Source organism: Sodalinema sp., from assembly GCF_046483825.1.
Lineage (GTDB): Bacteria > Cyanobacteriota > Cyanobacteriia > Cyanobacteriales > Geitlerinemataceae > Sodalinema.
In genome coordinates, this window is the sequence record NZ_JAWOCL010000118.1 from 20,007 (window position 1) to 39,770 (window position 19,764).

Below are 19,764 nucleotides of genomic sequence, written 5' to 3' on the forward strand. Positions count from 1 at the left end.
TATCTCAAACAAACCGCTGTCTGAACAGCATACAACGCTCTCTGGGAGATTGACTCTGGAGGATTGAGGAATCTGCATCTACTTATCCGTCAGTTTCCAGACTCCATCCCAATCCTCACTCGGAGGTTGTTGTTCAAACAACATACAGCGTTCGACATGGAGTTTCGCCGCCTTATTCTTGCTATCTAAGGCCAACACCTGCTCAAACGCCTGACGAGCTTGGTGGAACGACTGCTTCGATTTTGCCTTATAAGGAGGACGCGCCAACTCCACAAACTTCTGAAGTTGCGCCATCGACAGTTCCGCCGCCTCCTCTTCGAGCATTTGCTGGACTTCCCGAAAGGCACTAAACTGCTTCACCTTCGCCAGCCACAGCTTCTTACGCACCCGAGGCGTAATTTGTTTGAGTTTAAAGGGAAGCAAGCGATGGACATCAGCATCGGACAACTCCTCCAAATTCTCCGTCACGAGCAGACGTTTGAGAGTGTCTTCTCCCAAAATCGCCAACAAGTTTTCCCGAGGTAAGCTTCCGAGCATATCCCGCAGTAGCTTATCCCCATCAAAGGACACCTGTTTCACCGCCTCCTCCGATAACTCGTCCAACTGCTCAAGCAATGGCATCACTTCCTCTAGGGAGAGTTTCTCAAGAGCCGGTTGCAGATAATAGCGGCGGCCCTCATGGTAGAAGTCGATAATCTGCTGTTGCACTTCAGAAATCGGACGTGCGAGATCCCCTTCGCGAATTCCCACCAACTCATAAATTTTAACCGGGCGCGTTTTCCCCTTCACCGTGATAAAGTCGAGTTCCCGAACGACCACGCGATCAGCATTGGGGAGATAGGTTTGCTCACTAATGACCAAATCCACCCCATATTGCTTACTCGTTCCCTCCAGGCGTGAGGCCAGGTTCACCCCATCCCCAATCGAGGTCAGTTCCATCCGTTTACTCGACCCGATATTGCCACTGACGACACTATCTGAGTGAATCCCAATCCCAATTTTAATGGCCAGTTTACCCTCATCAATCCGTTTTTGGTTAAACTCTTCGAGGCGGTAGCGCATCGAAACCGAGGACTGAATCGCGCACCACTCACAGTTGTCTAAAGGTGCTGGAGAGCCAAACACCGCCATCAGTGCATCCCCAATATACTTGTCGAGGGTTCCACCATATTGGAAGACCGCATCCACCATTTCCTCGAAGTATTCATTGAGCATTAACACGACTTCTTCAGGCTGTAATTTTTCCGTCAAGGTCGTGTAACTGCGAATATCCGAGAATAGCACCGACACATGTTTGCGCTTACCGCCTAACCCGGTGTCTCCACTGGCTAAGAGCGCTTCAGCGACTTCTGGGGTCATATACTTATACATCAAGTTTTTGACTTCCATCTCATCGCTGATGTCTTCGAGAACCACCAAAGCTCCATTCACTTTTTGGGGATCGGTTACATCCGACATCGAGTTGATCGTAAGATTGACACTTTGGCCGGTTACGGCGGTTTCAATCTCTAAAATTTGATTGGGATAGTATTGTTGACGGTCTTTCTCTTCTTGCGGATGTAACGCCGCTTCAAACCAATCGGAGAATTTACCTTCCCGTAGGGTAATCATTTCTTTGAGATTTAACCCTTCGATGATCGCCTCTTCCTCAAAGCCAAGAAGCAGTTTAGCACATTCGTTGGCGGCGACAATTTCCCCTTGGCGATCGGTAGAAATGACCCCATTGGTTAAACTTCGGAGAATGTCTTTTTGTCGTTGTTCTTGTTGCTTAACCGTTTCAAAGAGTTTGGCGTTTTGTAGAGCGACCCCAGCTTGGATGTTAAACGCCTGCATGAACTCTTGGTCAGTGCGGTTAAAACTCGCCTTCCATTGTTCGGGAGCTTGGGGCCAATTTTCCGGGTCGTAATCTGGGTATTCTCCCTGTTTTTTCTTATTGATTAGCTGTGTCACGCCGATGAGTTCATCATCTGAGTTGAAGACCGGCATACAGAGCATACTACAGGTGCGATAGCGGGTTTTTTGATCGGTTTTTTGCGAGGTTTGCGATCGCGGATCATCATAGAGATCAAAAGGAATTAACAGCGGTTCCTCAGACTCCGCTACCATCCCCGCAAAACCGGCATTGCGAGGAATCCGCAATTCCCCCACTCCGGGGATTTTCGTCCAAAGTTCACCCTTTTCCTCATCAATGAGCCAAAGCGTTGAGCGATCGGCATTCATGAGTCCCTTGGCTTCACTCATGACTCGATTGAGAGTATCTTCGAGGTTAAGACTACTCTTGCTGAGGGAGTTGACCGCACTCATTAACGCCGAGGCCGCTCGTTGTTTTTGGGTGGCGGCGTAGAAGGATTTAGATGATTCTAGAATCAAGCGAATCGAGGGGGCAAATTCGCGAAAGACCTGTTCATCTTCGGCGCTAAAGCCAACGCGATCAATTTTTTCGTCTAAGGGAGTTTCTGGGTTATCGAGTTCTGGCTGAAGTTTGTTGATGAGCTGCACCACGGCCACCAACTCCTGAGTGTCTTCATTCAGGAGCGGCATGGTTAACATGGTGTAGGTTCGATAGTTATTCTTTTTATCGAACTTTTTAGCCGTTTCCGATCGCGGATCGTCGTAGAAGTCGTAGGGAATGTTGACCACTTTTTTACCCGTGGCCGCTTCCCCAGCAATTCCGGCCGTGGCTGGGAACCGGATTTCTAACGCATTGCCGTTTTCATCTTTGGCCACGAGGGTAAACAGTTCATTTTTGTCCTCATCGAGGAGGAAAATGGTGGTGCGATCGGCATGGAGGAGTTCCCCCGTCTTCAGAGCGATCGACCGCAACATCTCATCGAGGATGGCATCAAATCCCTGACTGTCGAGTAAACTGTCGAGCATTCCTAGGGTTTGATTCACCACCCGCAGTTTATCCTCAACGCCGCGCACCACATCGGTGAATTTATCCCGATTTAGCGGCGCTAGAAAGGCTCCAAAACTGCCCTTAGTCGTCGTTAAGGCGCTGCTACCACTGTTGGGAGAAGCCTGATGGTTGGAGGGTTGATGACGGTCATTACTACCGTGAGGCGTAACATCGATCGTTGCGTCGGTGTGAGAGACGGAAGTGTTAGGAGATGCTGATGTCATAACTCTTTGGGTGACGCTGGTACTCGACTAGGTGAGACAACTGTCCGCACAGATGCAGGGTACAGATGCACGTTAAGACAGGGTAACGGAAGCGATCAGGGAGTCTGGTCCAAGTCGAACGGCACTTGGGATGGCCAATTATGGTTCATCACCAGTGTACCCTTCTCTTGCTCTAGCGACAGCGAAGCAACGCTGAATTGGCTTAGCTGGGATTGATTTGCTAGTTATTATCGGCTAGGTTTGGCCAATCGTGGTACTCAGGGCAACATTTTTGGCAAAAGTTGGGTCAACGGTGGGTCAACGGTGGGTCAATCACTGAGTTGTCGGAGTTATCTCCTAACGGTAGATAACTCCTGGCGTAATCGCTCGGCGCGACTCAGGAGGGAATCGGCGAAGGCGTTGGCGGCGTCCTGGGTGGCGGCGGAGTCGATATCTCCCTGACGCTGGCCACTGACGAGTTGGGCCAGTTCTTGGCGACGTTGATCACTGTTTAGCGATCGCACCTCAATACGAGTTCGCGCCGTTTCCCCCCCGCTGACGGCTTGTTTCACCACTTGGAAATGGTGGTCCGCCATGGCCGCCACCAGGGGTTGGTGCGTCACACAGAGGACCTGATGATGGCGGCTGAGGCGATAGAGGGTTTCGGCGATGGTATTGGCGACTCGTCCCGATACCCCGACATCGATTTCATCAAAAATGAGGGTTCCCACGGGATCAACTTCGCTAAAACAGGCTTTGAGGGCCAGGAGAAAGCGGCTCATTTCCCCTCCTGAGGCAATATCGCCGAGGGGTTCTAGGGGTTCGCCGGGGTTCGCGCTAAACAAGAAGCGGACGCGATCGCTCCCCCAACGGTTAGCCTGGGTGGGAGACAACTCAACTTGAAATTTGAGATTCTCCATCGCCAACGGCTGTAAGGCAGCAATTAAGCGAGCTTCGAGTTGGTGAGCCGCCTGTTGACGCCGTTGGCGCAGCCGCTGACAACTCTGGTGTAATCGTTGCTGCTGTTCCTGACAGCGTTGTTCTACCTCATCGCGGCTCTTTTCCCCGTTCTCCAAGTCATTGAGTTGTTGCTGCAAGCTCTCGCGGCGCTCAATGGCTTCGGCTAAACTGGGGCCATATTTACGGCAGATTTGCTTAAGTTGCCCGAGGCGAGTTTCCACCTCCTGCAAGCGTCCGGGATCGGCTTCTAACTCATCGCCATAGCGATTGATCTGTTCACCGGCTTCCTGCACCCGCACCAAGGCTTCGCCGACTAAATTCAGCAGCGGCGTTAGCTCCTTGTCATAGCTCACCATGTCTTGCAAGAGGGTTTCGGCATGTCCTAAGAGATCAGCGGCTGCCGTTTCGCCGTCGTGATCGTAGAGGGTTTGATAGAGGCGATAACTCTGTTGTTGCAACTCCACCACATGGTTGAGGCGCTGGGCCTCAGCTTCGAGGTCTTGGAGTTCCTGGGGATGGGTTAGCTGAGCGCGGCTGAGTTCCTCCCATTGGTAGCGCCATAATTGCTCTTGTTGCGATCGCTGCTCTTCGAGTTTCTGCAAGTCCTGAAGCCGCGCTCTTAGGCGCTGTAAGGCATCATACTCCTGGCCAACATGATCGCGGTCTTTCAGCAGCTTTTCGCCGCCATAGAGGTCCAGTAACCGCCGCTGATGAGGGGTTTGAGCCAGTTGGATCGCTTGTCCTTGGGCCGCAATTTCAACCAGGCGCTGCCGTAGCTGTTGGATTTCCCGTTGACTGGCCGATTTCCCATTGAGGCGATATTTACTGCGACAGCCGCGCTTACCGAGTAGAAGTTGCCGCGAACAGGCGATGGCCGACTCGGCCTCGCCAGGGGGAGCGACGTTAAACCAGGCCTGCACCTGCGCGCGATCGGCTCCCGTGCGAATGGCACGGCGACTGGCTTTGCCCCCCAAGACTAAATCCACTGCATCTAAGACAATCGATTTCCCGGCCCCAGTTTCCCCAGTCAACACATTCAACCCCGATCCAAAACTGAGATCGAGGTCGTCAATCAAGGCAAAATTTTCAATCTGTAAACGCACCAGCATAGAGAAGAGAGCGTCCCCTAAGAGGAGCCAACGGAGGAGGATAAACTCCAATCGGGCCGTAGATCTTGGGCGTGACGTAGGTAGGGGTGGAACAACTCAGCCTGGCGATCGAGATTGACATGAAGGAGAAAGCGCACACAGCGTTCGAGATCCCCTTTGACACTCATATGTTGGACATCGAGCAGCGGCACATTATCCCAATTGGGGCGTTGTCGAGCGACTGAGGCCGGAAAAAGGGCATCGAGATCCGGGGTCACCGAAAAGGTGACACTGACGATCTGTTCAGGTTCAAAGCTGTTGTGCCGTTCGAGTTGATCGAGAAGTTCCGCCACCGCCTCGCGAATTGCCTCAGGCGTATTTTCGGGAACAGTCGTCGCGCCTCGAATGGCGCGCACAGTCCAGTCCGCTTCCACTACACAAACCTCCATACTCTACTCTTGACGATATTGAATGAGGGACTCCGGGCCATCGCCGCTAGTTTAGGGGCGATACAGCCACAGGGGCATTCCGTTCGTTGTCAGTTCAAATTCTAACCATTCCCCAGTGGCTGACAGACGAGATCCTGAGGCGCTTGAGCGCAGAAGCTTGGCCCACCAGGGTTTGGCGGTCTCAATTTCATCGAGTTCAGCGCGATCGGGATTCAGTCCCGCCAGTTCTGCGGCTAGACGTCGAGCATCCTCTTCTGTGCCAATGGCATCGACGAGTTTCAGGTTGAGGGCCTGTTCTCCATTGAAAATGCGGCCATCGGCAAACTCGCGCACGGTTTCAACGGGAAGTTGACGGGCCGTGGCGACGGTGTTGACAAACTGGTCGTAGGTGTTGTCAATTAGGGCTTGGAGGATTTGTTGTTCTCCTTCGCTCAGTTGGCGATCAAACGCCAAAATGTCTTTGTAGGGACCGGATTTAATGGTTTTGAACGAGACTCCGATTTTATCTAATAATCTCTCTAGGTTATTCCCTCGCAGAATGACGCCAATGCTGCCGGTGATGGTTCCGGGATTACTGACAATTTTTTCGGCTCCCATGCCGATGTAAACCCCGCCTGAGGCGGAGATATTGCCGAAACTGGCCACCACCTTCACTCCATGCTGGTGGCGCAGTCGCAGCAGGGCTTGATAAATTTCGTGGGAGTCCGTCACGGTTCCCCCAGGGCTATCAATTCGGAGTACTAGGGCGCGATAGCGGCGATCGGCTACCGTCTGTAACGCTTTGAGGACATCTTGACGAGTCTTTGAGGCGATCGCGCCAGAGACTTCAATGCGGGCGATCTTAGAGCGAAATCGTTTGACAAACCAGACCATACGGGACAAAGACGCTGCGAATTGAGTAAGTCCCAGCTCGGGACATCGGTGCTAACCGAGTTTAACAGGAAGCTCTCCCCCTTGGGCCAGTCCTCGACTCCCTAGAGCCGTTTCCGCTCGGGCGATCGCCCCGATGCTTAACAAAAATCAATCAATCGTTACAATGAAATAGAGATTGATGACCCCCCTTACAAAACCCAGACAATGCTTCAGCCACTGCTTCGGTCCCGTTGGCAATATGTTCTCCTGCTATTGAGTCCCTTCTTCTTCTGGGGAACGGCCATGGTGGCCATGAAGGGCGTTGTTCCCCACACCTCCCCCTTCTTTATGGCCGCCATTCGTCTGCTTCCGGCGGGACTCTTGATTCTGGTGGCGGCGGCGGTGAGTGGGCGATCGCAACCTCGGGGAATCAAAGCCTGGAGCTGGATTGCGCTATTTGCACTGGTGGATGGCACGCTGTTTCAAGGATTTCTGGCTTGGGGGCTACAAGACACCGGTGCGGGCCTCGGCTCCGTGTTGATTGACTCACAACCGCTACTCGTGGCGCTCCTATCGGCCTGGTTATTGGGTGAATACATTGGCGTTTGGGGAGGGATTGGCCTGGTTCTCGGACTCATCGGGATCAGTGCCATTGGCTTACCCGAACCTTGGCTGATGGGACTGTTTGACCTCGACCCAACCCGAGGAGCGTCAACATCATCGGTTAGTATTGGGCAAAGTCTTTCCTTCGGAGCCGGTATGATGCTCCTCGCCTCTTTGTCCATGGCCCTGGGAACCGTGATGATGCCCAAAGTCTCTAAGCAGGTTGACCCCGTCGTCGCTACAGGATGGCACGCCATCTTGGGCGCTCTCCCCCTCTTGGCCCTGTCTTGGGGAGTCGAGAGCGACCCTTGGCAGCAGTTGACGGCTTGGGATTGGGGAGCATTGGCTTACACCACCATCTTTGGCACAGCGATCGCCTACGGGTTATTCTTTAATTTCGCCGCTCAAGGAAATCTCACCAGTCTGAGTTCCTTGACCTTTTTTACCCCCGTCTTTGCCCTCCTGTTTGGCTACTGGCTGCTCGGTGAAACCCTGACCCCCCTACAGATGACTGGAGCCATCTTAACTCTCGGGAGCGTCTACTTAATTGAACGCCGTCAAAAACTGCCCAAGCTGTCCTGGGGGCGATCGAGTGAAGCCTCAGAGGTCTCAAGCACTCCATCTTCTCCAGAATCGGAAGCCTCCCTCTGTGAACCATCTGGGCCACAGACCACATCGAGATAGGTTCGGCTAGGTGAGTCAATTGCCGCGAATTTCTGCGATCGCCCATCAAATTTTCCAGTCTCAAGGCTAGGATTGGAGCATCTAACCCTCGTCCACTTGTATGCGTGACCGAAATTTATGGTGTCAGCCTCCAATTATCCGCTCTCCTTGACTCTACATCTATCCACTTGGGGCAATCTGTCGCTGCGTCAGGGGATACGGATGTTGGTGGTTCCGATGACCTGTCTGCTGGCATGGGGCCTCGGCTGTCCGAGGGCGATCTCGGGCGATCGCACCAGCGATCGCGTTCTCACGGCGCCAAACCTCATCGCTCAAGCCAACTCCCAAGAACCGATTAACCTACTACCGGACTTTGCCCCAGATTTGGCCCAACAGTTATCTGAGTTAGAGTTGGCCCAAAACGATTCGGAAAACTCAACCGAGACTCGCCCCCCCCTGAGGCTCGATGACAGCGGCGAAGAGGTTGAACAGTTACAACAACAATTGCAAGCAGCGGGGTTCTACGAGGGTGAGATTACGGGGCAATTTGATCTCGAAACTGAGGCCGCCGTCTTAGCCCTACAAGAACAAGAAGAGTTACAAGTCGATGGCATTATGGGCCAGGACAGTTGGGACCGTCTCGAAGCCCAACAACCGACCCCAGATCCCGACTCGGAACCATTAGACCTAGACAATATTGGCAACGAATCTGACGACGAATCTGACGACGAATCCGCTAGTGAAGATGCCTCATCCGGATTAGGTCTCATGTGGTGGGTTGCCGGCGGGGCTATCCTGGTGGTGATTGCTGGGGGATTGTTTATTGTCTTACTCAAAGCCTTTCAAGAAGACGTTGCTGAGGACGTTGATGAGGACGTTGCTGAGGACGTTGCTGAGGACGTTGATGAGGAAAATATCAATCGAGAAGGCCCCAGGGTCGAGGAGGGGTCGAAGGTCACCCCAGCCTCAGAGAACGCCCCAGAACTGACACCATCAGCCAACCCTGACAACGGAAGCGTTTCCCAGGAGCCTCCCCCAGACCCCGAGATCCCTCCCCAAAACTCTCCTTGGGAGACCCCTGAAGCTCCCGTCAATTCTAAAGAGTCTCCAGCCTTTCCCGATCTGCCCCCGAATCTTCCTGTTGCACCGAAAACCCCGGTGACCTCGGACAGCCAGGCGATCGCCCCGCAAAAGCCCAGCAGTAGCGCCCTAACCCGACTGCCTCGTATGAGCATCGTCGAGGCGCTGATCTTGGACTTACAACATCCAGATCCCGAACGACGCCGTAAAGCTATCTGGGAGTTGGGACAACGGGGAGATTCCCGCGCCATTACCCCCCTGGTGGACTTATTGACCGATGCCAGTTCTCAAGAACGTAGTACAATTTTGGCGGTTCTCTCGGAAATTAGTTCCCGCAATTTGCGCCCGATGAAACAGGCCCTAATGGTGTCGCTACAAGACGATAGTGCTGAGGTTCGCAAAAATGCCATTCGCGATTTGACTCGTATTTATGATTCGATCGCCCAACTCAGTCAAGTCCTCCGTTATAGCACCGATGATGCTGACCCCGAGGTTCGAGAAACCGCTAAATGGGCCATGTCACAACTGCAACGAATTCGCACCTTACCCCTCAACGACGAGGACAGTTAACAGCCATGATGGTACGAGTATTTGTCTATGGCACGCTACAGCCTGGAGAGCGGTTTCATCGTCCCTATTGCGGCGATCGCGTACAAGTCCTCGGTCCGGCCTTAGCCCCCGGACGACTCTATCATCTGCCCCGTCTTAACTACCCAGCCATGACCCAGGAACCCGGCTGGGTCATGGGGGTGATCCTGGGCTTTGACGGTCCTCAGGCCTTCGTCAAACTCGACCAACTCGAAGGATTCATCGGCGATCGCCCCCCCTCAGACAACGAGTACAATCGCCTCGAAATTGAGGTGTTTGACCCCCAATCCCCTCAGCGATCGCTCGGCGAAGTTTGGACCTATTATATGAGCCGCCAGCGCGTCGACAACTATGGCGGGATTTGGCTCCCCGAAGGCGTTTGGCATGAAAATCAATTGTCCCAACGCTCTCAACGGTCTCAACAGCGACGAGCGGCCCCCAACTAGACCCCAACTCAATCCTCTTGCCAGAGTCGTCGTCCTTCACGGGGGGCCAAACGAGCATGGCTATCTCGTAAGAGTCGGGGAATGTCTAACTGTTCAGGACAGCGCGGTAGACAATCCCCGCAATCGCGGCAACGGTTGCCGCGACGGCCCGGAAACCAATGACCGGCATTTTCAAACATACGATAGCGGTATTGGGCAAACGACTCCATCTCATAGGCTACGGCGAGATTTCGCAGCCGCAACACTTCGGGAATCTGGATCTGTTCGGGACAGGGTAAACAGGCGTAACACTGACGACAGGCATCGCTGCCTAAGCGCTGCTCAAATTCTTGCTCTAATCGCCCTAAACAGTCCTGTTCCGTTGCCGTTAGCGGTTCGAGGCGATCGCCCCAGGCTAAAATCCCATCGAGTTCCTCAGGAGTGGCTGGCCCCGCACTGAGGGTACTCACACGAGGGTCACTTAAGAGAAAGCGGTAGTTCAAGCCTAAAGGAGAAAGCGGCTCACACAGTTGTCGCAACCGCTCGGGGGGATGATGCAACTGGCCGCCCTTATCCGCTGGAGAGATGATAAACACCCCCATGTCTAACGCTTCGGCTAGGGCGATCGCCGGCCGATGACGCTGAAAAAACAGGTAATAATGCAAATTGACAAACTCAAACGCCCCTGTCCTCATTGCCTCTAAAATCAAGTCCAGGTCGCCGTGGGTGGAAAATCCTAAATGACGAATTTTACCCGCCTTCCTGGCTCGTTCAGCCGCCGCTAAGCCGCCATTTTCACCTTGGATACTGGCTAAGTGTTGGGGCGTATTCAGACCATGAATCGCGAGCGTATCGAGGGTGTCGCAACCGAGGCGATCGAGCGATTCATCAATCCAGCGTTCCATCTGCTGGCCATCTGAGGTGGGCGGTAGTTTGCTGGTGATATGCAAGGCCTCACGGGGACATCCTAACCCCAGATGCAAGGCTCGCCCCAGATAGGCTTCACTGTTGCCATAGCCTCGGGCCGTTTCAATGTGATTGATGCCTGCCTCAACGGCTTTGCGGACTGTGGCGATCGCTGTCTCCTCAGAGGCCAAATAACGCATGGTTCCCAGGGAAAACACCGACAGTTGCAGGTTGGTACGACCAAATCGACGATATTGCATAACCTCTGCCACGTTAACTTCATAAGGGCGCGAGAACCTAAGTCCCGCGCTGGACCCGTCGGGTCAGCGTCGGGAGGATGTCACGAGTCGCTAAACTCTTGGCCCGCTCGTTTGATGAGTTCTTGGGGACTCAGATTATTCAAAAACTCCCGGAACGCCTGACGTTCAGCTTCATCAGCATCTTGATCCACCGGAATCGACGCATCAGCCACCACCTCCTCCATCACCCAAATTGAGGCATCCGTTCGCAATGCTAGGGCGATCGCATCACTCGGACGAGCATCGATCTCTTTTTTGACCTTACCATCGGCATTCACCATCTTTAAGACGGCAAAAAACGTATTCTCTTCGAGAGCATGAACAATCACGCGATCGAGTCGTAATTCCCAGGCCTCCAAGATACTCACCATCAAATCATGGGTCATGGGACGGGGTGGGGTTTGTTGTTCAATAGCACTGATAATCGAACGGGCCTGATCCTGGGAGATATAAATAGGCAGGGCGCGACGCTCGCTGGCATCTCTCAGAAGTACAATTGGACTGCGGGTAGCTGCATCCAAGGCAATTCCAGCGATTTTCATCTCAATCATTAATCCAGCCTCTTGATAAACGGTCGGGTACAAGGGAAAACAGTTGTTAGGATTTACGATATCCTATGACTTCATCAGGGAGCCGATTCACAACCTCGGGGACAAAACAGGTTTCCCCACCATCAAGATGTCCCGTCAACAGGCTAAACGATGAGCCAAGAGGCTCCGGAGGGGAACTCAAGGAAGACCGACGTTATAATACCGACGCTACAATACTGACAGCCTGGGGATAGTCTGTCCCCAAAATTGTCTTGAACATCGTTTCAAACATCGTTTCAAACATCGTCTCACTTAGGATATACCCTGTGTTTACCGGACTTGTTGCCGCCCTTGGCACCCTTGATAGCTTTAGTGATGGTCAGTTACGAATCCACTATCTTGGTGGGAAGGCTCCGGCCATCAGCCATGATTTAGCCCTCGGAGATAGTGTTGCGGTTGATGGGGTCTGTTTGACTGTTGAGTCTATTTTACCCCAGGGATTTGTCGCGGCCGTTTCTCCTGAGACCCTCAATCGCACCACCTTGGCTCAAGCCTGGGAACAACGACACCCAGTGAATTTGGAGGCCTCGTTACGGGTGGGCAGTAAAATTGGAGGCCACTTTGTGACGGGCCATATCGATGGCGTCGGCTGTCTCGAAACGGCTGAAATGAGCGGTAATTCCTGGGAGATATCGTTTACGGCCCCTCCTCGACAAGAGCCTCAATGGAGCGATCGCATTGCCCCTTATCTCGTGGACAAAGGCAGCATCGCCATTAATGGCATTAGCTTAACCATTGCTCAGTGCGATCGCCAACGCCGTTGGTTTCGCGTCGCCGTGATTCCTCATACCTATCAAGAAACGAACTTGAGTCGCCTTAGCCCTGGACAGTGGGTTAACTTGGAAGGCGATATTTTAGGGAAATATGTTGAAACCTTTTTAGCTCAGGGTCGCCCCACGGCTCATCACCAGCCGGACCCTTCTCGTTCTCTCGATCCGATTACTCCGGATTTTCTCAGCCAACATGGCTATCAGACGGGCTAGCCTTAATCCGGTGTCCTGTCTGTTGAACCCTAGTTTTTGGTCATCACCGACACTATGACGCTTCGCTTTTCATCTCCCTTTCTGGCCCTGACCACTGTGAGTCTACTATGGGGCTGTGCTGATCATGAGTCGGCCTCGGAGCAGCCCCCTTTCTCGGCGTCGAAGGCCTCGCCAACGATGACTCAGCCTTCGACGCAATGGCAAGAGGGGAGTACGGCCATCCCTGCCACTCCTCCCGAGACGCCCCCCGAGACGCCCTCTCAACACGCTACTGATCTCACCCCAGACTCCGCCCCAGAACCGGCTCTGGAGGCTGAGCCTTTGAGGGATTCGGCAACCCTCGTCGGCCGGTGGGAACCTCAATCCTATATTCCCTCCCAAGGACAAGCCATGGATTTGACGACCTTACCGCCGGCTCAGCAGGCTGACCTGGTCTGGGTGTTAACCTCGGAGGGAACGATTCGCATTGGTGATTTGGAAGGGACCTATACGGTTGACGGCCAAACCATTTATGCTCGCAATCCGGATTCGGGAGATGTAACGGAGTTTCAGTTTCAGCTTTCGCAGAATCAGTTGGCTGTTGAACGCTCCGGAGAGATTGAAAAGGGTGTTTTGCTGTTGGTTCGCGATCGCTAGAGTTTAGCCAGTCCCCTCGTTAATTTCACATCATGAAACGACTTCTCTCTATTGTTGTCAGTTTAGTGATCCTGGCGATCATTTATTCCCAAATCGACCGACCGGCGTTGGTTCAGGTGTTCCAAAATTGCGATCGCCTCTGGATGGCGATTAGTTTGGGTATGGTCATCCCGCTGACTCTGGCCACGGCCTGGCGACTCCAACAGTTAATGCCCCGCCAGCAAACCTTTCCACTTGCTGAAGCCACGAAACTCACCTTATCGGCGAGTGTCTTAAATATGGTGTTGCCCTCGAAGATGGGGGAACTGGCGAAGGCCTATTTTATTCGCGATCGCGGCTATCTCCCTGGCTCCCTGGCCTTCTCTTTGGTGGTCTTTGAAAAAGCCTCAGATTTACTCTCTCTATTTCTTTGGTGTGTCTTTGGCCTCGCCTTCTATCCTGACAAGGATCTCCTCTTTTGGGCGATGACCGCTATGGTGCTGTTCGGCTTAGTCTTCGGAGTCCTGCTTCTGGCCTCTCGGTCTTTTGCTAACCTGTTTTTTCAACGCAGTAAGGCGATCGCCCCAAGCAAGCTACGCAAGACATTAGAAAAGTTACATATCTCCTGGGAGGAGATGCACCATCACTTTTGGCAAGACAAGCGCCAACTGGTGATCATCGCCTCGATCTCAATTTTCATCTGGTTTCTTCACCTGATGCAGATTTGGTTCTTTATTTTTGCTCTACGAGCTACGGTTCCCTTTATGGCAAACCTCGCCCTGGCTCCCCTGGCTATCTTTGCCGGATTGCTTCCCCTGACCTTCGCCGGAGTCGGCACTCGTGATGCTGCCCTGATTCTCTTTTATCAGCCCTTCTTCGATGCCAATGTTGGCGCCGCTTTAGGGCTGCTCTGTACGTCCCGTTATTTCCTCCCCGCTCTCGGAGGATTGCCGTTCTTTAGTCAATATCTCGCTAAGGTTCGCACCGCAAAATAATCGGAATGTCCTGGTTCAATTGGCTAAAGTTACGTCAATGAAGGCTGTATCATAACGTTACAAAAAAAATGAGGTCAGGGGTTGACAACCTCCCGAAAACTTCCTATACTGAGTATCAAATAGAGTTCATTGTCTAATCCAGCCTGAATTCAATCAGATATTGACTCAGATTAGATGAATGACAAGGACTCCGCTGCCCCGGTGCGGGCGGCGCGGGTCCAAACATCTAAGCTGCAAAGTTTTATTTTTCCCGATATCCAGCCCGAGACTCTTGTTTCAGCGAGACTCTTCTTGAGGGAGTCACTCATCAAACAGTCCCAGAGGCTGACAGACTTGACGAATCAGAGCCACCTGTTCAGGAGAGAGAACCTGACGATAGCGGCCCACACTGGCACTAGAAACCCCATGACCGTAGAGAGGAGTAGACCACCAAGGGCGATACCGTTGGGGGAGTTGTGCAAAGTCCAACTCCGTACGCCAGGGCTGATGAAGATTCATCTGACTCAAATGCAGTCGGGTGAAGGCTTCGAGCTGACGCAAAGCCGCCTGAGGATGCTGAACCAAGCCTTCATAGCGAACATAACGAGTTTGCTGCCAAAACTGAGCATCCTTGTAACGCTGACAGGGGCGATAATAGTCACAGAACAACTCAGCCAACGCCTTGACATCTCCTCGCTCCAGGATTTTGACTAAGGTGGGGTTATCCCGAGTCTGCTTGAGCTTATCACGGACATCCATCAGAGAGACGATCGCATCACAAGGATCTCGCAACGCCATCAAAAACTGGGCCTGAGGCACTAACTCAAACAAATCCGGAAAATATTTTGTCAGTTCCGGGGACTTCAACACCAAATTTTGGGCCTGGGGATAGCGTTGAGCCGTTTTCTCCAGAAACGCCATCAACCAAGGGCGAGAGAAATTGGCATAATCCTGGAGATCATCAAAATAGGCATTTCCCTCAACCCGCAAAACCCGTTTACCTCGGCTGTAGGTTGAGACGAGGTAGGCCAGATAACTGGCCTCAGCAATCAGGGGATTCGTAGTCGCATCACGACAGAGGAGACTATTGAGGAGAGTCGTTCCCGTCCGAGGTGCGCCACCAATAAAGATATAGTGCATTAGTTGCTAAAACTCCGCGTCCACCGTCGAAAACAGAGGATTAGGGGGATTGGGGGAATTAGAGTCTTCAGCCGTCTCCTCTCGCCGTAACGTCAACCAATGGAGTTCCATGGGGGGAGTCTCCATCGCAAACACCTGTTGTCCTTGCGCCCAGCGAACATACCAGGGATCGAGTTTGAGGCCATCTTGAGGGCGATGCTCTCGTTCATAGGTCATCACCGAAACCTCATCAATGAGCGTCAGGGGGAGGCGGTTCAGGAGCGACTGAAGTTGCGATCGCCGGAAGAGAGTTGAGTTAAACACACGAGCGGTTTCCTCCAGCAACGGCGTACTGGGCAACTCTTCGGGAGCCAAAAAGAGATTGATTAACAGCGTTCCACCAGGCTGCAACGCTTGGGCCACCTTCGCCAAAAGCTGTTCCAAGGCGTCCACATCCGCCAGACGAGGGGCCACATCCGTAAGAATCCCGAGACGATACTGTTGAGACTTGAGGGTCAGCAAGGGGTCGAGGATATCCTCCGAGACGACGGTAATGGGTAGAGTCTGCTCTTGAGTCCACTGACGTAACTGCTGAGCAAACGCTGGAGCTAAATCAAGGGCATCAATGGTAAAGCCTTGCTGGGCCAGGGGTAACGCCGATTGTGCCGTTCCCACCCCGGCGACGAGAATCGGGGTGTCTTGGGGAGACAGGGGGGGAGACAGGGGGGGAGACAGGGATTGCGCGACATCGAGAACTTTGGTGAGAGGGCCGAACATCTGTAAATAATTCGGGGTTTGGCGGAGAATCGTTTGAGATTGGTCTGCGAGCGATCGCGTCACCACGGAAATTTGACAGGATAAGCCGCCCTGACTGGGGGGATTACTGGCATAACTGACCAAGAGGCGACTTTGAGGAGAGAGGAGAAAGCCACTGTCGAGTTCTTGCTGCAAACGATGATGTAACTGCTCGGCCTGAGTTTGCGTGAGGGGATGAGTCAGTAGAGCGAACAAGCTGGCCAACTGTTGTAAATAATCGCGACTGAGACAAGGAATACAGGGAAACACCAATTGTCCCTGACAGCGAAGGGTTTGACTAGGCGTTTCACTCTTAATACGGTCTAAACGATACACCAACCCCTGACGAGGAGACGGGGCCGGTTCATAACTGAGGACAATATCTGAGGAGGCGGGGGGATTTTGTAGGAGTTGGGCCAGATGCTGGCAGAGTTTGACCAGTTCCGAGGGCGATAGCGGTTTTCCCAAAAGGGAGAAGAGGCGGTTCAGCCGTTGTCCGTAGGGGTCTAACGCGCCTTTGACCGCTGGGAGGGCAATTTGACCCTGGGCCGATAGACTTCGTTTGAGACTGCGGGCGATCGCCTGTTGTAAGGTTGGCTCGAGTGTAGGGCTGCTAGTCACGGGAATCTCCTCAGAAAAATCGCAAGGGGGGCGTAAGTGGGGATAGGGGATAGATATCGCGATTGACCATCGACTGACAATCGAGAGCGAGAACATCGATAGTGAGAACGCGGACAACTCTCACGCCAAACCCTAACACCAAAAGACGGAAAAACCCGCTTTCTGGATGAAAACGGGTTACCGGAGTTGGGAAGTCCCAAACCTCTCTCGAAGCTGACCCCAACCAAGGGGGATACCACCGGCTAACCGTCAGGGTTAGCTGAGGAGGGACGACTCCGAGAGAAGACGACGGGGCTGACGATCGCTCGGCTAGAGTCCACGACCCTTTACCGGCTTCCCGTGAAGCCCACTTCGGGGAACTGGGCTTGGGCGTCTGCCATCGATTTGGTTTTACCCACCTCTTGCCAGTAGTTGATCACTTCCGTTGCTTTGTTGAGGAGTTCGACTCGCTCAACGTCAGTAATCCAGTGCTTGGCTTCGAGTTCGTTCTTTAGCTGTTCCCAAGCATCATTGCGGGGCCAGAAATAGTAGGTTGTCAGGGGGCTGGTTCCTTTTCCGACAACTTGATCTACGGCGATCGCCACGTCCTTATCTAACCAAAGGACTTTTAACATGAATCGAGACAAGCGTTACCTCCCGCTTTTGTGTTAAAAATTTGCAATTTCTCATTATACTATCTCCTAGAAGGGCTTTGACAATGCTTTTCTGTGTTGACGGCGATCGCCATCCCGGTGTAACGCTCTCGTCATCTCGATTTCATCAGTCCAAAACTCATTCACCCCAAACCTTAGTTAGCTTCAATCTCAATGTCCAACGCCGCCGCATCTATGACTGAACCCCTGGCCCTCGTGATTTTCGATATTGACGGTGTGATCCGGGATGTGGGGTCCTCCTACCGTCGCGCCTTAGCCGACACAGTCGAGCATTTTACTGAGGGGGCCTATCGTCCCAGTTCCGAGGAGATTGACCAACTCAAAGCCGAAGGGGTTTGGAATAACGACTGGGAGGGGTCCGAAGAATTGATTTATCGCTATTGGGAGAGTCAGGGCGGCGATCGCAGTTCCCGAACCCTCGACTTTGACGAAGTTGTGGCGTTTTTTCAGTCTCGCTATCGAGGCGAATCGGCCGAGAACCCGGATCAGTGGACTGGCTACATCTGCGATGAGCCCATTCTGGCCCAACGCCCCTATTTTGACGGGTTAACTGCTGCCAATATCGGTTGGGGATTCTTTAGTGGGGCCACCCGAGGCTCCGCTCAGTATATCTTGCAACGGCGCATCGGCTTAGAGGCGCCCGTCTTGGTGGCGATGGAGGATGCGCCCGGTAAACCGGATCCGACGGGTTTGTTCGCCACTGTCGCTCACTTGGCGGCCCACCCCACCTGTCCCGTGTTTTATGTGGGGGATACGGTGGCTGATATGTATGTGGTCCAGAACGCGGCGAAACTCGACGGCGATCGCCCCTGGATTGCGGTTGGCGTTCTCCCGCCTCATGTGCAAACAGACGCGAACCGCCAAGCCACTCATCGCCAACGTCTCCAAGAAGCTGGGGCCAAGTTCGTTTTAAATCAGGTGACAGACCTCAGCCCCGAGATGATTTTGGCGAATCGGGAATAGTTTGTGGTGATCTCACTCGTCCAAAAACAGGTTTTTAGACAGATAAACTAAGACGATTGCAATCCGTAAAACCTTTGCTATAAAAGGAATTATTTGGTTTTAATCGTCAATTATTAAGTGTCCTTTAAGTATTCAATCTCGCGGGCCGCGTCGGGGAGTTGGGCTTCAGCCTGGCCCCGTTGTCGAGCTTGAGACGTGTAAACCCCGACAACCGGTGATAGGGTCGAGACGAGACTCCCGCGCCCTAAGCCCCACTTCACCATCTGACGGGGAAGGGATCTAACGGCCCAACGCAAGAGAGGACGTACTGGGGACTGAGTCGGTTGTAACTCAACCCCATGTAACTCATGCAGATAGCGATTGGACTCCCCATAGCGTCGCCATTGCTTCTCCAACTCCTCCCAGGTGGCCCGATGACGATGACGCACAATAGCGGTTTGAGCAAACTTGAGTTGCCAATCGGTGTTGCGGAGAATCCGCCAACATAAATCCGCATCGCCCCCAGTCGTCAGATAAGGGCGAAACAGGCCCACCGCTTCCAGGGCCGGCCGACGAATGGCTAAATTGGCCGTTTGTCCATAGGGACAATAGGGATGTTGTAGGGTGTAGGCTTGACAGAGGGTTTTTTGGGCTTCGGCGTAGCGTTCGAGAAAGGTTTGCGGCGGTAGGGCCAAAATCTCACCGGCGACAATCCCCACTTCGGGACTCGAAAAGGGTTGCACCAGATTTTCGAGCCAGGTGGGTTCCGGGCGACAGTCGGCGTCGGTGAAGGCGATGAGATCCGAGGTGGCCGCTTGAATGCCTCGGTTACGGGCCGCATAGGAACTCTGAATGTTCGCTTCTGATAGGGGTTTGAGAGGGATTTTGGCGGTTTGGGCCGCGTTCTCTAATTGCTCGGCGGTATCGTCCTGGCTATTATTGTCGACGAGTAGATATTCGATCGCCTCGGCTCGATAGGTTTGCTGTTCTAAGCAGGCCAGCAATTGCGGCAGATCCGTTGCACCGTTGTAGATGGGGATGACAACAGATACCGTCGGCGTCGAAATCGGCGTAGAAGAAGAGGTCAAAGTCGTTAAAAACCCGGACTAGGGAACGAGAGGCGTCAACGTTGACACTCCCCAGCCTGAAGGCGTGGGGATTCTTGGGTCTATGGGGAGCCTACGCTTAACCCCTCGCCAAGCATCTTGACCGTCTGCCCGACGGCTGCAAGTCCACGTTGTACGACCACCTGCGCGGCGGCTATATCTCTATCTGTGGTATATCCACATTCAGGACAGCGATGTACGCGAACTGAAAGCTCTTTTTTGCCTGTATTCGCACCACAACTGGGACAGGTTTGGCTGGTTCCCTTAGCGTCTACCTCAGCGTAAAAGACACCACGTTTCCAGCACACCCACTTCAGAATCCTCAAAAACTCACCGTGAGCCGCATCGAGA

The 19,764-nt window shown here is 53.2% G+C and carries 19 protein-coding genes; 8 read left to right on the forward strand and 11 right to left on the reverse strand.

The window, feature by feature from the left end:
* Positions 1-78: 78 nt before the first annotated feature.
* The 4 genes from R6U67_RS07475 to sppA form a co-directional block, all read right to left on the reverse strand.
* Positions 79-3,123, reverse strand: coding sequence for a GAF domain-containing protein (locus tag R6U67_RS07475; RefSeq protein ID WP_410251960.1), 3,045 nt, complete (start codon positions 3,121-3,123; stop codon positions 79-81).
* A 329-nt stretch (positions 3,124-3,452) separates the two neighbouring features.
* Positions 3,453-5,171, reverse strand: a complete 1,719-nt coding sequence (gene recN, locus R6U67_RS07480; RefSeq protein WP_410251961.1) for a DNA repair protein RecN — start codon at positions 5,169-5,171, stop codon at positions 3,453-3,455.
* A gap of 17 nt (positions 5,172-5,188) precedes the next feature.
* The gene (gene aroH, locus R6U67_RS07485; protein WP_410251962.1) at positions 5,189-5,599 is read right to left on the reverse strand and encodes a chorismate mutase; all 411 of its coding nucleotides are present in this window, start codon (positions 5,597-5,599) and stop codon (positions 5,189-5,191) included.
* Positions 5,600-5,650: 51 nt separating this feature from the next.
* Positions 5,651-6,472: a signal peptide peptidase SppA gene (gene sppA / locus R6U67_RS07490; RefSeq protein WP_410251963.1), complete on the reverse strand. Its 822-nt coding sequence runs from the start codon at positions 6,470-6,472 to the stop codon at positions 5,651-5,653.
* Between the two features lie 204 nt (positions 6,473-6,676).
* Here sppA and R6U67_RS07495 point away from each other — a divergent pair, with 204 nt between their 5' ends.
* The 3 genes from R6U67_RS07495 to R6U67_RS07505 all read left to right on the forward strand — a co-directional run bounded on the left by R6U67_RS07495 (position 6,677) and on the right by R6U67_RS07505 (position 9,831).
* Entirely contained in the window at positions 6,677-7,738 is a 1,062-nt protein-coding gene (locus R6U67_RS07495) for a DMT family transporter (RefSeq protein ID WP_410251964.1), read from the forward strand.
* Positions 7,739-7,885: 147 nt separating this feature from the next.
* Positions 7,886-9,367 (forward strand): peptidoglycan-binding protein, encoded by a 1,482-nt coding sequence (locus R6U67_RS07500; protein ID WP_410251965.1) that lies wholly within the window; start codon positions 7,886-7,888, stop codon positions 9,365-9,367.
* Positions 9,368-9,372: 5 nt separating this feature from the next.
* The gene (locus tag R6U67_RS07505; protein ID WP_410251966.1) at positions 9,373-9,831 is read left to right on the forward strand and encodes a gamma-glutamylcyclotransferase; all 459 of its coding nucleotides are present in this window, start codon (positions 9,373-9,375) and stop codon (positions 9,829-9,831) included.
* Positions 9,832-9,839: 8 nt separating this feature from the next.
* On the opposite strand, the gene R6U67_RS07510 is transcribed toward R6U67_RS07505, so the two are convergent.
* A complete protein-coding gene (locus tag R6U67_RS07510; protein ID WP_410251967.1) occupies positions 9,840-10,976 on the reverse strand; it encodes an aldo/keto reductase in 1,137 nt (378 codons plus the stop codon).
* A gap of 80 nt (positions 10,977-11,056) precedes the next feature.
* Positions 11,057-11,566: a bifunctional nuclease family protein gene (locus R6U67_RS07515; protein WP_410251968.1), complete on the reverse strand. Its 510-nt coding sequence runs from the start codon at positions 11,564-11,566 to the stop codon at positions 11,057-11,059.
* A 305-nt stretch (positions 11,567-11,871) separates the two neighbouring features.
* Between R6U67_RS07515 and ribE the strand changes: the two genes are divergently transcribed.
* The 3 genes from ribE to R6U67_RS07530 all read left to right on the forward strand — a co-directional run bounded on the left by ribE (position 11,872) and on the right by R6U67_RS07530 (position 14,198).
* Positions 11,872-12,588, forward strand: coding sequence for a riboflavin synthase (gene ribE / locus R6U67_RS07520; RefSeq protein WP_410251969.1), 717 nt, complete (start codon positions 11,872-11,874; stop codon positions 12,586-12,588).
* Between the two features lie 177 nt (positions 12,589-12,765).
* Positions 12,766-13,224 (forward strand): hypothetical protein, encoded by a 459-nt coding sequence (locus tag R6U67_RS07525; RefSeq protein WP_410251970.1) that lies wholly within the window; start codon positions 12,766-12,768, stop codon positions 13,222-13,224.
* Between the two features lie 32 nt (positions 13,225-13,256).
* Positions 13,257-14,198, forward strand: coding sequence for a lysylphosphatidylglycerol synthase transmembrane domain-containing protein (locus tag R6U67_RS07530; RefSeq protein ID WP_410251971.1), 942 nt, complete (start codon positions 13,257-13,259; stop codon positions 14,196-14,198).
* Positions 14,199-14,498: 300 nt separating this feature from the next.
* Here R6U67_RS07530 and R6U67_RS07535 read toward each other — a convergent pair whose 3' ends face one another.
* From R6U67_RS07535 to R6U67_RS07545, 3 genes are all read right to left on the reverse strand, one after another.
* Entirely contained in the window at positions 14,499-15,317 is an 819-nt protein-coding gene (locus R6U67_RS07535; protein WP_410251972.1) for a sulfotransferase family protein, read from the reverse strand.
* A gap of 6 nt (positions 15,318-15,323) precedes the next feature.
* Positions 15,324-16,712, reverse strand: a complete 1,389-nt coding sequence (locus tag R6U67_RS07540; RefSeq protein ID WP_410251973.1) for a class I SAM-dependent methyltransferase — start codon at positions 16,710-16,712, stop codon at positions 15,324-15,326.
* 326 nt (positions 16,713-17,038) lie between these two features.
* A complete protein-coding gene (locus R6U67_RS07545) occupies positions 17,039-17,338 on the reverse strand; it encodes a 30S ribosomal protein PSRP-3 (protein ID WP_410251974.1) in 300 nt (99 codons plus the stop codon).
* Positions 17,339-17,409: 71 nt separating this feature from the next.
* Between R6U67_RS07545 and R6U67_RS07550 the strand changes: the two genes are divergently transcribed.
* Both R6U67_RS07550 and R6U67_RS07555 read left to right on the forward strand, forming a co-directional pair.
* On the forward strand, positions 17,410-17,547 hold the full coding sequence (locus R6U67_RS07550) for a hypothetical protein (RefSeq protein WP_410251975.1): 138 nt from the start codon (positions 17,410-17,412) through the stop codon (positions 17,545-17,547).
* Positions 17,540-18,328, forward strand: a complete 789-nt coding sequence (locus R6U67_RS07555) for a TIGR01548 family HAD-type hydrolase (RefSeq protein WP_410251976.1) — start codon at positions 17,540-17,542, stop codon at positions 18,326-18,328. The genes R6U67_RS07550 and R6U67_RS07555 overlap by 8 nt, the downstream gene beginning before the upstream one ends.
* 113 nt (positions 18,329-18,441) lie before the next feature.
* On the opposite strand, the gene R6U67_RS07560 is transcribed toward R6U67_RS07555, so the two are convergent.
* The gene (locus R6U67_RS07560; RefSeq protein ID WP_410251977.1) at positions 18,442-19,395 is read right to left on the reverse strand and encodes a glycosyltransferase; all 954 of its coding nucleotides are present in this window, start codon (positions 19,393-19,395) and stop codon (positions 18,442-18,444) included.
* A gap of 80 nt (positions 19,396-19,475) precedes the next feature.
* Positions 19,476-19,764 (reverse strand): RNA-guided endonuclease InsQ/TnpB family protein (locus R6U67_RS07565; RefSeq protein ID WP_410251978.1); only part of this gene is annotated, 289 nt, incomplete at its 5' end.

Bases quoted from the DNA above. Each gene is read 5' to 3' on its own strand.
- R6U67_RS07475 (WP_410251960.1), bottom strand. From the start codon at position 3,123: ATGACATCAGCATCTCCTAACACTTCCGTCTCTCACACCGACGCAACG.
- recN (WP_410251961.1), bottom strand. From the start codon at position 5,171: ATGCTGGTGCGTTTACAGATTGAAAATTTTGCCTTGATTGACGACCTC.
- aroH (WP_410251962.1), bottom strand. From the start codon at position 5,599: ATGGAGGTTTGTGTAGTGGAAGCGGACTGGACTGTGCGCGCCATTCGA.
- sppA (WP_410251963.1), bottom strand. From the start codon at position 6,472: ATGGTCTGGTTTGTCAAACGATTTCGCTCTAAGATCGCCCGCATTGAA.
- R6U67_RS07495 (WP_410251964.1), top strand. From the start codon at position 6,677: ATGCTTCAGCCACTGCTTCGGTCCCGTTGGCAATATGTTCTCCTGCTA.
- R6U67_RS07505 (WP_410251966.1), top strand. From the start codon at position 9,373: ATGATGGTACGAGTATTTGTCTATGGCACGCTACAGCCTGGAGAGCGG.
- R6U67_RS07510 (WP_410251967.1), bottom strand. From the start codon at position 10,976: ATGCAATATCGTCGATTTGGTCGTACCAACCTGCAACTGTCGGTGTTT.
- R6U67_RS07515 (WP_410251968.1), bottom strand. From the start codon at position 11,566: ATGATTGAGATGAAAATCGCTGGAATTGCCTTGGATGCAGCTACCCGC.
- R6U67_RS07525 (WP_410251970.1), top strand. From the start codon at position 12,766: ATGACTCAGCCTTCGACGCAATGGCAAGAGGGGAGTACGGCCATCCCT.
- R6U67_RS07530 (WP_410251971.1), top strand. From the start codon at position 13,257: ATGAAACGACTTCTCTCTATTGTTGTCAGTTTAGTGATCCTGGCGATC.
- R6U67_RS07535 (WP_410251972.1), bottom strand. From the start codon at position 15,317: ATGCACTATATCTTTATTGGTGGCGCACCTCGGACGGGAACGACTCTC.
- R6U67_RS07550 (WP_410251975.1), top strand. From the start codon at position 17,410: ATGCTTTTCTGTGTTGACGGCGATCGCCATCCCGGTGTAACGCTCTCG.
- R6U67_RS07555 (WP_410251976.1), top strand. From the start codon at position 17,540: ATGACTGAACCCCTGGCCCTCGTGATTTTCGATATTGACGGTGTGATC.